Genomic DNA, 14455 nt, shown 5'->3' with positions numbered 1-14455 from the left:
CTGTGGGAGCCGGGCTTGCCCGCGAAGACGGTGGTACAAACAACATTGATGCGAGTTGATCCAACGCTATCGCGAGCAGGCTCGCTCCCACAGGGGATCTTTGGCGGACCGAAGATCGAATGTGGGAGCGAGCCTGCTCGCGATGCTTTTTGCCTTAGGCCTGGACCTTGATGCCCTTGAGGTACGGTGCAGGCTCGGCGCCCAGGTTGTTCAGCATGCGGCCGCTGTACCAGTCCACGAAGTTAACCACGCCGAACTCATAGGTCTTGGAGTATGGGCCCGGCTGGTAGGCGGTGGAGTTGATGCCGCGCTGGTTTTCTTCGGCCAGGCGACGGTCCTGGTCGTTGGTGGCGTCCCAGACTTCGCGCATGCGCGCCACGTCGTAGTCCACGCCTTCGACCGCGTCCTTGTGCACGATCCACTTGGTGGTGACCATGGTTTCCTGGGCGCTGATCGGCCACACGGTGAACACGATGATGTGGTCGCCCATGCAGTGGTTCCACGAGTGCGGCAGGTGCAGGATACGCATCGAGCCCAGGTCCGGGTTCTTGATGCGGCCCATCAGCTTGGCGCAGCCCTGCTTGCCGTCCATGGTCATCGAGACGGTGCCCTTGAGCAGCGGCATGCGCACGATGCGGTTACGCAGGCCGAAGCTGGCGTGGGCGTAAGGGATCTTCTCGGCTTCCCAGGCGGCGGCGGAAGCGGCCACGTGGTCCTTGAACGCCTGGTCGGCGCGCGGGTCGGTGACGTCGTCCCATTCCAGCAGGGTCTTGAGCAGTTCCGGGTGCGAACCGCCGCAGTGGTAGCACTCGCGGTTGTTTTCCAGCACCAGTTTCCAGTTGGCCTTCTCCATCAAGGTGGTTTGCACCGCCACCTTGGTGTTTTCCATGTCGTAGGGTTCCATGTAATGGCTCAGGGTCGACAGGAAATCATCGATGGCCGGTGGGTTCTCCGCCAGACTGATGAAGATGTAGCCACCAGCGGTCTTCACGTTCACAGGCTTGAGGCCGTATTCCTTCATGTCGAAGTCGGCGCCCATTTCGGTGCCGGCGAACAGCAGGCGACCGTCCAGCTCGTAGGTCCACTGGTGATAATGGCAGACCAGCTTGGCAACCTTGCCCTTGTCGCTGGTGCACAGGCGTGAACCACGGTGGCGGCAGACGTTGTGGAAAGCGTGAACCACACCGTCGGCGCCACGGATCACGATGATCGGGTTCTTGCCCACTTGCAGGGTCAGGTAGTTGCCCTTGGTCGGTATCTCGCAGGTCATGCCGGCGATCAGCCATTCCTTCTGGAAGATCTCCTGCATGTCGATGTCGAACAGGCGCTCGTCGCTATAGAATGGCTGCGGCAGCGAATAGGTACGCTCGCGTTCCTGTAGCATCTGCACGGTGGCCTTGCGTGCGGGTTCCAGTGGATCGCCCAGGCTCAGGGTTGTGGTCACGTCCATCGTTGTATCCTCATGGCCATCTGTGTGGCCGGCGAAATATGGCTAATCGGTTGTGCTACGCAAGGCAGAAAACGTTGTTTGTCTGTTGGGGCGAGTGTGGGGCCGCGCCAGGCTGGAACCTTATCCATGGGCGACATGGCCCAATCTGTTCCCGACGCGCCAGAGCCGGTAGTTAGGGGCTGGTCGCGATAAGTATGTGAATGTCGCAGATAGGTAAATGGCCGTTCTGGCGCCTGCGCACAATCGCCACCATGAAGGCCGGCAGTCGGCCGTGGAGATCAACATGTCCAATAATTTCCTGAACCCGGTCACCACCCAGACCTGGGCCAATGGCCGACATATCGTACGTTGCGTCAAAGTCATCCAGGAAACCTGGGATGTGCGCACATTCTGCTTCATGGCTGACCAGCCGATCATGTTCTTTTTCAAGCCCGGGCAGTTCGTCACCCTGGAGCTGGAAATCGATGGCCAGCCGATCATGCGCTCCTACACCATTTCCAGCTCGCCGTCGGTTCCCTACAGCTTTTCGGTGACCATCAAGCGTGTGCCAGGGGGCAAGGTCTCCAATTGGCTGCACGACACCCTGCACGAAGGTCAGGAACTGGCGGTGCACGGGCCGGTAGGGCTGTTCAATGCCATCGACTTCTCCAGCCCGAAGGTGCTCTACCTCAGCGGCGGCGTCGGCATCACCCCGGTCATGTCCATGGCGCGCTGGTACTACGATACCAACGGCAACGTCGACATGGTGTTCATCCACAGCGCCCGTTCGCCCAAAGACATCATCTATCACCGCGAGCTGGAGCACATGGCGTCGCGGATCGACAACTTCAGCCTGCACCTGATCTGTGAAAAACATGGCCTGGGCGAACCCTGGGCCGGCTATCGCGGCTACCTGAACCACAAGATGCTGGAGCTGATGGCGCCAGACTTCATGGAGCGCGAAGTGTTCTGCTGCGGCCCGACGCCGTACATGAACGCGGTCAAGCGCCTGCTGGAAGCCGCCGGCTTCGACATGAAGCGTTACCACGAGGAGTCCTTCGGCGCCACGCCACCGGAAGCCCGTGCCGACGCGGTGGAACAGGCTGAGCAAGCCGCCGACGCCCCTGAGGTCGATGCGGCGGACCTGCACCTGGTGGAATTCACCTCCTCCGGCAAGAGCATCCGCGTGGCACCGGGCGAAACCGTCCACGCCGCCGCCGCCAAGCTCGGCATGATGATCCCCAAGGCCTGCGGCATGGGCATCTGCGGCACCTGCAAGGTGTTGAAGCTGGGTGGGGAAGTGGAGATGGACCACAACGGCGGGATCACCGAGGACGACGAAGCCGAAGGCTACATCCTGTCGTGCTGCAGCGTGCCGAAGGGAGATGTGCGGATCGAGTTCTGATCCGGAACATCCAGGTCTTCCTGCTGATCGTTCCCACGCTCTGCGTGGGAATGCCGCCAGGGACGCTCCGCGTCCCAGCTCCCCGGTCGTCTGCACGCTACCGTCGTTGAATCCGATCAAGCCTTCCATCCCGCGTAATTGCGCATTGGAATACCGCCAATGTTGATAGGCGAAAAGAGTGCGTGGCAGGTGAGAGCAGTTCGTTTTTCAGGCGCCGAACGCGGAGCGTCCGTGGAGGCGTTCCCACGCAGAGCGTGGGAACGATCGGTGTGATGTCGACAGCCTTCCTGCTGATCGTTCCCTCGTTCTGCGTGGGAACGATCAGTAGCCCGGGCGCCTGGCTTTAGGCGCTCATCACTTCCCGAATATCCGCCGCCAATTCCCTTACCCGCGCCTCTTCGGTATCCCACGAGCACATGAACCGTGCGCCGCCCTTGCCGATGAAGGTGTAGAAGCGCCAGCCGCGGGCGGTGAGGGCAGCGATGGCGGGTTCCGAGAGTTGCAGGAACACGCCGTTGGCCTGGACCGGGAACATCAGTTCCACGCCAGGGATATCGCTCACCAGTTGCGCCAGCAGTTGGGCGCAGTGGTTGGCATGGCGGGCATGCTTGAGCCAGGCGTCGTTTTGCAGGAGGCCGACCCAGGGGGCGGAGAGGAAGCGCATTTTCGATGCCAGTTGCCCGGCCTGTTTGCAGCGATAGTCGAAGTCCACCGCCAGGTCGTGGTTGAAGAACAGAATGGCTTCACCCACCGCCATGCCGTTTTTCGTGCCGCCGAAGCACAACACGTCCACGCCCACCTTCCAGGTCAGGTCTGCCGGTGAGCAGCCGAGGAAGGCGCAGGCATTGGAAAAGCGCGCGCCGTCCATGTGCAGGTTCAGCCCCAGTTCCTTGCAGGTGGTGCTGATGGCGCGGATTTCGTCCGGTGTATAGACGCTACCGACTTCCGTCGCCTGGGTCAGGGTCACGACCCGGGGCTTGGGGTAGTGGATGTCCTGGCGCTTGAGGGCGATTTCGCGGATCGAGTCAGGCGTCAGCTTGCCGTTTTCAGTGCGAGCCACCAGCAGTTTGGAGCCGTTGGAAAAGAACTCCGGTGCGCCGCATTCGTCGGTTTCGACGTGGGCGGTTTCCGAGCAGATCACGCTGTGGTAACTCTGGCACAACGAGGACAGTGCCAGGGAGTTGGCCGCGGTGCCGTTGAACGCGAAGAACACTTCGCAGTCGGTTTCGAACAGGGCGCGGAAATCGTCGGCCGCCCGGTGGGTCCATTCGTCGTCGCCGTAGGCGCGCTGGTGGCCCTGGTTGGCTTCTTCCATGGCCGCCCAGGCTTCGGGGCAAATGCCGGAATAGTTGTCGCTGGCGAACTGTTGACTCTTGTCGGTCATGGCCTTGCTCCTGAAGTAGAGGTCCTGGGTAAAGATCCCTGGCAGAAATTCCCGGGTGGGGAGCTTCATGGTTCGGCGTGTTTGATCAACGGCGCCGTGGTCGATGTTGGTGCGCACTTTACCCAAGATTAGCGAGGGAACACACCGGATGTTTCTGTCAGGAAATCTCAACTTCAGTGGATCGCCCTTTACATGAGTCGGCGCGACGGGGCGTTGGACATGCTCAAGTGGCTGGCTTTGTTGGCGATGGTGCTCGATCATCTGCGATATGTCGGTTTTTCCGCCGATTGGCTCTACGTGCCGGGACGCCTGGCGTTTCCCGGGTTCTGCCTGGCGATGGCGGCGAACCTGGCGCGGAACGGGGCCGGTTTCATGCCGTGGCGTTATCTGGGCTGGCTGTTACTGTTCAGCGCGATCAGTGAAATACCTTATCGATTGTTCATCCCCGACCCCTCTACGTTGAATGTATTGCCGACACTGATCCTGGGGCTGTTGGTGGCGCGTGGTTGGCAGGCATCGCAATGGGAGGCCCGGTGCCTGGCGTTGGGGGCATTGCTGCTGGCGGCACTGTGCGCTTCACACCTGATGTTCGGTTTCTTCGGCGTGCTGCTGCCCTTGGCGATGTTGGTGGTGTTTCGTCGGCCCTGGTACTTCGCATGGTTACCAGGGCTGGTGTGCCTGGCGGCCAATCAGTGGCGGGTGCTTTATGGCGCCGCATGGCTGGGGAGTGGGGTGGCGGTGTGGGGCATGCTGGCTTGCCTGTTTGCGCCAGGACTCGGGCTGTTGCTTTTGCGACGGGCGGGTCGTTTTCATCCGCCGGCGATGCGGCGTTGGGCGTATGCCTTGTATCCCGGACACTTCCTGGTATTGCTCGCGGTTCGCCAGGTCATCCAGTAACGCCCGTGGAACAGTTGTGGGAGCAAGGCTTGCCCGCGACCAGGTGCCTGGTTAGCCGAGCGACCGCGTTGTTTTCATCGCGGGCAAGCCTTGCTCCCACAGCTTTGTTCTATCCACACCTTCAACTCTGCAAGTGCATGTCGTAAACGCGCCTTTGCGTGGCGTCCATAGGCATTTGACCTGCCTGCGCCAGCCATACCATCGCATCCAAAGGGCACTGTCGAACGGGCGGTGCCTCACCAAGACAAAAAGGCGTACCGACGCCGCTGGGAGAGACGCGATGTTCAGCAAGCAAGACCAGATCCAAGGTTACGATGATGCACTGCTGGCGGCGATGAACGCCGAAGAGCAACGCCAGGAAGATCACATCGAACTGATCGCGTCAGAGAACTACACCAGCAAGCGTGTCATGCAGGCCCAGGGCAGCGGCCTGACCAACAAATACGCCGAAGGCTATCCAGGCAAGCGCTACTACGGTGGCTGCGAGCACGTCGACAAGGTCGAAGCCCTGGCCATCGAACGCGCCAAGCAACTGTTCGGCGCCGATTACGCCAACGTCCAGCCGCACTCCGGTTCCTCGGCCAACAGCGCCGTGTACCTGGCCCTGCTGCAAGCCGGCGACACTATCCTGGGCATGAGCCTGGCCCACGGCGGTCACCTGACCCATGGCGCCAAAGTGTCGTCCTCGGGCAAGCTCTACAACGCCGTGCAGTACGGCATCGACACCACCACCGGCTTGATCGACTACGACGAAGTCGAGCGCCTGGCGGTCGAGCACAAGCCGAAAATGATCGTTGCCGGTTTCTCGGCCTATTCCAAGACCCTGGACTTCCCACGCTTCCGCCAGATCGCCGACAAGGTCGGTGCTCTGCTGTTCGTCGACATGGCTCACGTCGCTGGCCTGGTTGCCGCCGGTCTGTACCCGAACCCACTGCCTTACGCCGACGTGGTCACCACCACCACCCACAAGACCCTGCGTGGTCCGCGTGGCGGCCTGATCCTGGCCAAGTCCAACGAAGAGATCGAGAAGAAGCTCAACGCCGCGGTATTCCCGGGCGCCCAGGGCGGCCCGCTGATGCACGTGATCGCCGGTAAGGCGGTGTGCTTCAAGGAAGCGCTGGAGCCTGGCTTCAAGGCCTACCAGCAGCAAGTGATCGAAAACGCCCAGGCCATGGCTGGCGTGTTCATCAAGCGCGGCTACGATGTAGTGTCCGGCGGCACCGATAACCACCTGTTCCTGGTCAGCCTGATCCGTCAGGGCTTGACCGGCAAGGACGCCGATGCCGCCCTGGGGCGCGCTCACATCACCGTCAACAAGAACGCCGTGCCGAACGATCCGCAGTCGCCATTCGTGACTTCGGGCCTGCGCATCGGTACCCCGGCGGTGACCACGCGCGGCTTCAAGGTTTCCCAGTGCGTGACGCTGGCCGGCTGGATCTGCGACATCCTCGACAACCTCGGCGACGCCGATGTCGAGGCCAATGTCGCCCAGCAAGTGGCAGCCCTGTGCGCGGACTTCCCGGTTTATCGCTGAGTCGGTTTTGGAGTAATGACTATGCAACGCTATTCGGGCTTCGGCCTCTTCAAGCACTCTCTCAGCCATCACGAAAACTGGCAGCGGATGTGGCGTACGCCGACGCCGAAAAAGGTCTACGACGTGGTTATCGTCGGCGGTGGCGGGCATGGTCTGGCGACCGCCTACTACCTGGCCAAGGAACACGGCATCACCAACGTGGCCGTGGTCGAGAAAGGCTGGCTGGGCGGTGGTAACACCGCGCGCAACACCACCATCGTGCGCTCCAACTACCTGTGGGACGAATCGGCCCACCTGTACGAACACGCGATGAAACTCTGGGAAGGTCTGTCCCAGGACTTGAACTACAACGTGATGTTCTCCCAGCGCGGTGTGTACAACCTGTGCCACACCCTGCAGGACATCCGTGACTCCGAGCGTCGGGTCAACGCCAACCGCCTCAACGGCGTAGATGGCGAGCTGCTCAACGCCAAGCAAGTGGCCGACGAGATTCCGTACCTGGACTGCTCGAAGAACACCCGCTACCCGGTATTGGGCGCTACCGTTCAGCGTCGCGGCGGCGTGGCCCGTCACGATGCCGTGGCCTGGGGCTTTGCCCGTGCCGCGGACGCCCTCGGCGTGGACCTGATCCAGCAGACCGAAGTGATCGGTTTCCGCAAGGAAAACGGCGTGTGCATCGGTGTGGAAACCAACAAGGGCTTTATCGGCGCCAAGCGCGTCGGCGTGGTGACCGCCGGTAACTCGGGGCACATGGCCAAGCTGGCCGGCTTCCGCCTGCCGGTCGAATCCCACCCGTTGCAAGCGTTGGTGTCCGAGCCGATCAAGCCGATCATCGACAGCGTGATCATGTCCAACGCCGTGCACGGCTACATCAGCCAGTCCGACAAGGGCGACCTGGTGATCGGTGCCGGTATCGACGGCTGGGTCGGCTACGGCCAGCGCGGTTCGTACCCGGTGATCGAGCACACCATCCAGGCCATCGTCGAGATGTTCCCGGTGCTCTCGCGGGTGCGCATGAACCGTCAGTGGGGCGGCATCGTCGACACCACGCCGGACGCCTGCCCGATCATCTCCAAGACGCCGGTGCCGAACATGTTCTTCAACTGCGGTTGGGGTACCGGTGGCTTCAAGGCCACTCCGGGCTCGGGCAACGTGTTTGCCGCCAGCCTGGCCAAGGGTGAAATGCACCCACTGGCCGCACCGTTTTCCATCGACCGTTTCCACAACGGTGCATTGATCGACGAACACGGCGCTGCTGCCGTCGCCCACTAACAGGAGAAATTCCCTATGTTGCACATCTTCTGTCCTCACTGCGGCGAACTGCGCTCCGAAGAGGAATTCCATTCGTCCGGCCAGGCGCACATCCCACGCCCACTGGACCCGAACAGCTGCACCGACGAGGAGTGGGGCGACTACATGTTCTTCCGCGACAACCCTCGCGGTTTGCACCATGAGTTGTGGATCCACGCTGCCGGTTGCCGCCAGTACTTCAACGCGACCCGCGACACCGTGAGCTACGAAATCCTGGAAACCTACAAGATCGGCCAAAAGCCGCAATTCACCGACAAGGCTGACAGTCCGAAAGCGGCCGCACAGGCTCTGGGAGAGAAGGTATGAGCCAGATCAATCGCCTGTCCAACGGCGGACGGATCGACCGCAACAAAGTGCTGAGCTTCACTTTCAACGGCCAGACTTACAAGGGCTTCGAAGGCGACTCCCTGGCCGCTGCATTGCTGGCCAACGGCGTCGACATCATCGGCCGCAGCTTCAAGTATTCCCGTCCACGGGGCATCTTCGCCGCCGGTGCGGAAGAGCCGAACGCGGTGCTGCAGATCGGCGCCACCGAAGCCACGCAGATTCCTAACGTGCGAGCCACGCAACAGGCGCTGTACCAGGGCCTGGTCGCCACCAGCACCAACGGTTGGCCGAGCGTGAACAACGACATGATGGGCATTCTCGGCAAGGTCGGCGGCAAGCTGATGCCGCCGGGCTTCTACTACAAAACCTTCATGTACCCGCAATCGTTCTGGATGACTTACGAAAAGTACATCCGCAAGGCCGCCGGCCTGGGTCGCTCGCCGACCGAGAACGATCCGGATACCTACGACTACATGAACCGTCACTGCGACGTGCTGATCGTCGGTGCCGGCCCTGCCGGCCTGGCCGCGGCCTTGGCCGCCGGTCGCAGCGGTGCGCGGGTGATCGTGGCTGACGAGCAGGAAGAGTTCGGTGGCAGCCTGCTCGATTCCCGCGAAAGCCTGGACGGCAAGCCGGCGACCGAATGGGTCGCCGCGGTGGTGGCTGAGCTGCGCTCGATGCCGGAAGTGTTGCTGTTGCCTCGCGCCACGGTGAATGGTTATCACGACCACAACTTCCTGACCATCCACGAACGCCTCACCGATCACCTCGGTGACCGCGCGCCGATCGGCCAGGTACGTCAGCGCATCAACCGCGTCCGCGCCAAGCGCGTGGTGCTGGCTACCGGTGCTTGCGAGCGTCCGCTGGTCTACGGCAACAACGACGTGCCGGGCAACATGCTGGCCGGTGCAGTCTCTACCTATGTGCGTCGCTACGGCGTGGCACCGGGCAAGAAGCTGGTGCTGTCCACCAACAACGACCACGCCTATCGCGTTGCGCTGGACTGGTTCGACGCCGGCCTGCAAGTCGTCGCCGTCGCCGATGCCCGCAGCAACCCACGTGGTGCGCTGGTGGAAGAAGCACGCGCCAAAGGCATCCGCATCCTCACCGGTAGCGCCGTGATCGAGGCCCGTGGCAGCAAGCGCGTGACTGCTGCTCGCGTCGCCGCGATCGACGTTCGCGGACAAAAAGTCACCAGCCCCGGCGAATGGCTGGACTGCGACCTGGTCGCCAGCTCCGGCGGCTACAGCCCGGTGGTCCACCTGGCTTCGCACCTGGGCGGCAAGCCGATCTGGCGTGAAGACATCCTCGGTTTCGTACCGGGCGAAGCACCGCAGAAACGCGTATGTGTCGGCGGCGTGAATGGCGTCTACAGCCTCGGTGATACCCTGGCCGATGGTTTCGAGGGCGGCGCGCGCGCGGCCAGCGAAGCCGGCTTCAAGACCGTGGAAGGCGTTTTGCCTAAAGCCCTGAGCCGCCACGAAGAGCCTACCCTGGCGCTGTTCCAGGTGCCGCACGAAAAAGGGACCGCACGGGCGCCAAAGCAGTTCGTCGACCTGCAGAACGACGTCACCGCCGCCGCCATCGAGCTCGCCACCCGCGAAGGCTTCGAGTCGGTGGAACACGTCAAGCGCTACACCGCACTGGGCTTCGGTACCGACCAGGGCAAGCTGGGCAACGTCAACGGCCTGGCCATCGCGGCCCGTTCGCTGAACGTGAGCATCCCACAGATGGGCACCACCATGTTCCGTCCGAACTACACGCCGGTGACATTCGGCGCGGTGGCCGGCCGGCACTGCGGGCACATCTTCGAACCGGTTCGCTTCACTGCGCTGCATGCCTGGCATGTGAAGAACGGCGCTGAATTCGAAGACGTCGGCCAGTGGAAGCGCCCTTGGTACTTCCCAAGGAACGGCGAAGATATGCATGCCGCGGTCAAGCGCGAATGCAAGGCTGTGCGCGACAGCGTCGGCCTGCTGGACGCCTCGACCCTGGGCAAGATCGACATCCAGGGTCCGGATGCCCGTGAGTTCCTCAACCGCATCTACACCAACGCCTGGACCAAGCTCGACGTGGGCAAGGCTCGCTACGGCCTGATGTGCAAGGAAGACGGCATGGTGTTCGACGACGGCGTGACCGCCTGCGTCGCTGACAACCATTTCATCATGACCACCACCACCGGCGGTGCGGCTCGTGTGCTGCAATGGCTGGAGATCTACCAGCAGACCGAATGGCCGGACCTGAAGGTGTACTTCACCTCGGTCACCGACCACTGGGCGACCATGACCCTGTCGGGTCCCAACAGCCGCAAGCTGTTGAGCGAAGTCACCGACATCGACCTGGATCGTGACGGCTTCCCGTTCATGACCTGGAAAGAAGGCCTGGTGGGTGGCGTGCCGGCGCGGGTGTTCCGGATCTCGTTCACCGGCGAGCTGTCGTACGAAGTCAACGTGCAGGCCGACTACGCCATGGGCGTGCTCGAGAAGATCGTCGAGGCCGGCAAGAAGTACAACCTGACCCCGTACGGCACTGAAACCATGCACGTACTGCGGGCCGAGAAGGGCTTCATCATCGTCGGCCAGGACACCGACGGCTCGATGACCCCGGACGACCTGAACATGGGCTGGTGCGTAGGCCGTACCAAGCCGTTCTCGTGGATCGGCTGGCGTGGCATGAACCGTGAAGATTGCGTGCGTGAGAACCGCAAGCAACTGGTGGGCCTCAAGCCGATCGACCCGAATGTCTGGCTGCCGGAAGGCGCACAGTTGGTCTTCAACCCCAAGCAGTCGATCCCGATGACCATGGTGGGTCACGTGACCTCCAGCTATGCGCACAACTCCCTGGGCTATTCGTTCGCCATGGGTGTGGTCAAGGGGGGCTTGAAGCGTATCGGTGAGCGGGTCTTCTCGCCGCAGGCTGATGGCAGCGTGATCGAGGCAGAGATCGTTTCGTCGGTGTTCTTCGATCCGAAGGGCGATCGGCAGAATATTTGATACCTGATCGTTCCCACGCTCCGCGTGGGAATGCATCCCGGGGCGCTCCGCGCCCCAAAGCGGACGCAGCGCGTCCATGGCGGCATTCCCACGCAGAGCGTGGGAACGATCAATTCAAGAGACAGGTGCTATATGACAGCAGCCAATGTTTACCAACAACGCCCAACCACCGGGGCCAAAGCCGAGTCGTCGCTGCATCATGCCGACCTCGCCAGCCTGGTGGGCAAGGGTCGCAAGAACGCCGGCGTGACCGTGCGCGAGAAAAAACTCCTGGGTCACCTGACCATCCGTGGCGATGGTCACGATGCGGCATTCGCCGCGGGCGTGCACAAGGCTCTCGGCATCGAATTGCCGGGCGCGTTGAGCGTTATCGTCAAGGGCGAGACCAGCCTGCAATGGATGGGGCCGGATGAATGGTTGCTGGTCGTGCCGACCGGTGAGGAGTTCGCCGCCGAGCAGAAACTGCGTGAAGCCCTGGGCGACCTGCACATCCAGATCGTCAACGTCAGCGGCGGCCAGCAGATTCTCGAACTGTCCGGCCCGAACGTGCGCGACGTGCTGATGAAGTCCACCAGCTACGATGTACACCCAAGCAACTTCCCGGTGGGCAAGGCCGTGGGCACGGTGTTCGCCAAGTCGCAACTGGTGATCCGCCACACCGCCGAAGACACCTGGGAACTGCTGATCCGCCGCAGCTTCTCCGATTATTGGTGGCTGTGGCTGCAGGATGCGTCGGCTGAGTATGGCTTGAGCGTGCAGGCCTGATTGATCGTTCCCACGCTCTGCGTGGGAACGCATCCCGGGACGCTCGGCGTCCCCAAAGGCGGACGCAGAGCGTCCATGGCGGCATTCCCACGCAGAGCGTGGGAACGATCAGAGGAGTATCACGAATGAGCCGCGCCCCAGACACATGGATTTTGACTGCCGACTGCCCCAGCGTGCTCGGCACGGTGGACGCGGTGACCCGCTTTCTGTTCGAGCAGGGCTGCTACGTCACCGAGCACCACTCCTTCGATGACCGGCTTTCGGGGCGTTTCTTCATTCGTGTGGAGTTTCGCCAACCCGATGGTTTCGACGAGCAGGATTTCCGTGCCGGCCTGGCCGAGCGCGCCGAAGCCTTTGGCATGGTGTTCGAACTGACGCCGCCCAACTACCGGCCGAAAGTGGTGATCATGGTGTCCAAGGCCGATCACTGCCTCAACGACTTGCTCTACCGCCAGCGCATCGGCCAGTTGTCCATGGACGTGGTCGCGGTGGTGTCCAATCACCCGGATCTCAAGCCGCTGGCCGACTGGCACCAGATTCCCTACTACCATTTCCCCCTGGACCCGAACGACAAGCCGGCCCAGGAACGGCAGGTGTGGCAGGTGATTGAAGACACCGGTGCCGAACTGGTGATCCTCGCCCGCTACATGCAGGTGCTGTCGCCGGAGCTGTGTCGCAAGCTCGACGGCAAGGCGATCAATATCCACCACTCCCTGCTGCCGGGTTTCAAGGGCGCCAAACCGTATCACCAGGCCTACAACAAGGGCGTGAAACTGGTCGGCGCCACAGCGCACTACATCAACAACGACCTGGACGAGGGCCCGATCATCGCCCAAGGCGTGGAGGTCGTGGACCACAGTCATTATCCCGAGGACCTGATCGCCAAGGGGCGGGATATCGAAGGGCTCACATTGGCCCGGGCCGTGGGGTATCACATTGAAAGACGAGTTTTCCTGAACGCCAATCGTACGGTGGTGCTCTGACGGGCGCCATCGCGAGCAGGCTCGCTCCCACAGGAGATTGTGTATCCATTGTGGTAGCGAGCCTGCTCGCGATGAGGCGCTCCCATACAGCACAGAAACAAAGACACAAGCACTAACCCGAGCAATCAACGCGCTGCCTGCCTGGGCAGCGCGGTTTCATAAAAACAACAGCGAGGTGAAAGCATGTCCGGTAATCGTGGTGTCGTGTATCTCGGCAACGGCAAGGTCGAAGTCCAGAAAATCGACTATCCAAAAATGCAGGACCCGCGTGGCAGGAAGATCGAACACGGCGTCATCCTGCGCGTGGTCTCCACCAACATCTGCGGCTCCGACCAACACATGGTGCGCGGCCGTACCACCGCCCAGACCGGCCTGGTCCTGGGTCACGAGATCACCGGTGAAGTGATCGAGAAAGGCAGCGACGTCGAGAACCTGAAGATCGGTGATCTGGTGTCGGTACCGTTCAACGTTGCGTGCGGTCGTTGCCGTTCCTGCAAGGAACAGCACACCGGCGTCTGCCTGACCGTCAACCCGGCCCGTGCCGGCGGTGCCTACGGTTACGTGGACATGGGTGATTGGACCGGCGGCCAGGCCGAATACGTGCTGGTGCCGTATGCCGACTTCAACCTGCTGAAACTGCCGGACCGTGACAAGGCCATGGAGAAAATCCGTGACCTGACCTGCCTGTCCGACATCCTGCCTACCGGTTACCACGGCGCAGTGACTGCCGGCGTTGGTCCTGGCAGCACCGTGTATATCGCGGGTGCCGGTCCGGTCGGCCTGGCGGCTGCAGCTTCTGCTCGTCTGCTCGGTGCAGCGGTGGTGATCGTCGGCGACGTCAACTCCATCCGCCTGGCTCACGCCAAGGCGCAGGGCTTTGAAGTTGTCGACCTGTCCACCGACACGCCATTGCACGAGCAAATCGCCGCGTTGTTGGGCGAACCTGAAGTCGATTGCGCCGTTGACTGCGTAGGCTTCGAAGCCCGTGGTCATGGTCATGACGGCGTCAAGCACGAAGCCCCGGCCACCGTGCTCAACTCGTTGATGCAAGTGACCCGTGTCGCCGGCAAGATCGGTATTCCTGGCCTGTACGTCACCGAAGATCCGGGCGCGGTCGATGCCGCCGCCAAGATCGGTGCCCTGAGCATCCGTTTCGGCCTCGGCTGGGCCAAGTCCCACAGCTTCCACACTGGCCAGACCCCAGTGATGAAGTACAACCGTGCGCTGATGCAGGCGATCATGTGGGACCGCATCAACATCGCGGAAATCGTCGGCGTACAGGTCATCAGCCTGGACGACGCGCCGAAAGGCTACGGCGAGTTCGACGCTGGCGTGCCGAAGAAATTCGTGATCGACCCGCACAAGCTGTTCAGCGCGGCGTAAGGCTGTAGGCAAGACGGAAAAAGGGCGACAGTGATGTCGCCCTT

Annotated in this window: 11 protein-coding genes; 9 read left to right on the top strand and 2 right to left on the bottom strand. The window is 62.1% G+C overall.

Annotated features, from left to right (window positions below):
- Window positions 1-154 precede the first annotated feature (154 nt).
- Complete coding sequence (gene gbcA / locus PCOSP_RS26890; RefSeq protein ID WP_139640716.1) at window positions 155-1450, bottom strand: glycine-betaine demethylase subunit GbcA; 1296 nt, start codon at window positions 1448-1450, stop codon at window positions 155-157.
- 283 nt (window positions 1451-1733) lie between these two features.
- On the opposite strand from gbcA, the gene gbcB reads away from it, so the two are divergent.
- A complete protein-coding gene (gene gbcB / locus PCOSP_RS26885) occupies window positions 1734-2834 on the top strand; it encodes a glycine-betaine demethylase subunit GbcB (protein WP_175362378.1) in 1101 nt (366 codons plus the stop codon).
- A 343-nt stretch (window positions 2835-3177) separates the two neighbouring features.
- Here gbcB and PCOSP_RS26880 read toward each other — a convergent pair whose 3' ends face one another.
- Window positions 3178-4218: a threonine aldolase family protein gene (locus tag PCOSP_RS26880; RefSeq protein ID WP_139640710.1), complete on the bottom strand. Its 1041-nt coding sequence runs from the start codon at window positions 4216-4218 to the stop codon at window positions 3178-3180.
- A gap of 192 nt (window positions 4219-4410) precedes the next feature.
- Between PCOSP_RS26880 and PCOSP_RS26875 the strand changes: the two genes are divergently transcribed.
- The 8 genes from PCOSP_RS26875 (at window position 4411) to fdhA (ending at window position 14411) form a co-directional block, all read left to right on the top strand.
- Complete coding sequence (locus PCOSP_RS26875; RefSeq protein ID WP_464709863.1) at window positions 4411-5115, top strand: TraX family protein; 705 nt, start codon at window positions 4411-4413, stop codon at window positions 5113-5115.
- 280 nt (window positions 5116-5395) lie between these two features.
- On the top strand, window positions 5396-6649 hold the full coding sequence (gene glyA / locus PCOSP_RS26870) for a serine hydroxymethyltransferase (protein ID WP_024779447.1): 1254 nt from the start codon (window positions 5396-5398) through the stop codon (window positions 6647-6649).
- A 21-nt stretch (window positions 6650-6670) separates the two neighbouring features.
- Window positions 6671-7921, top strand: a complete 1251-nt coding sequence (locus PCOSP_RS26865; protein WP_024779446.1) for a sarcosine oxidase subunit beta family protein — start codon at window positions 6671-6673, stop codon at window positions 7919-7921.
- 15 nt (window positions 7922-7936) lie between these two features.
- Window positions 7937-8266, top strand: a complete 330-nt coding sequence (locus tag PCOSP_RS26860) for a sarcosine oxidase subunit delta (RefSeq protein WP_464709861.1) — start codon at window positions 7937-7939, stop codon at window positions 8264-8266.
- Window positions 8263-11280: a sarcosine oxidase subunit alpha gene (locus PCOSP_RS26855; RefSeq protein WP_139640705.1), complete on the top strand. Its 3018-nt coding sequence runs from the start codon at window positions 8263-8265 to the stop codon at window positions 11278-11280. The genes PCOSP_RS26860 and PCOSP_RS26855 overlap by 4 nt, the downstream gene beginning before the upstream one ends.
- Before the next feature lie 132 nt (window positions 11281-11412).
- Window positions 11413-12045: a sarcosine oxidase subunit gamma gene (locus tag PCOSP_RS26850; protein ID WP_041022257.1), complete on the top strand. Its 633-nt coding sequence runs from the start codon at window positions 11413-11415 to the stop codon at window positions 12043-12045.
- Between the two features lie 125 nt (window positions 12046-12170).
- A complete protein-coding gene (gene purU, locus PCOSP_RS26845) occupies window positions 12171-13028 on the top strand; it encodes a formyltetrahydrofolate deformylase (RefSeq protein ID WP_047702346.1) in 858 nt (285 codons plus the stop codon).
- Window positions 13029-13211: 183 nt separating this feature from the next.
- Window positions 13212-14411, top strand: a complete 1200-nt coding sequence (gene fdhA / locus PCOSP_RS26840; protein WP_041022259.1) for a formaldehyde dehydrogenase, glutathione-independent — start codon at window positions 13212-13214, stop codon at window positions 14409-14411.
- Window positions 14412-14455: the final 44 nt, after the last annotated feature.

It is taken from the genome of Pseudomonas sp. MAFF 730105, assembly GCF_055380705.1.
The sequence above is the reverse complement of the archived record's forward strand: the minus strand, read 5'-3'. Positions and strand labels throughout refer to the sequence as shown.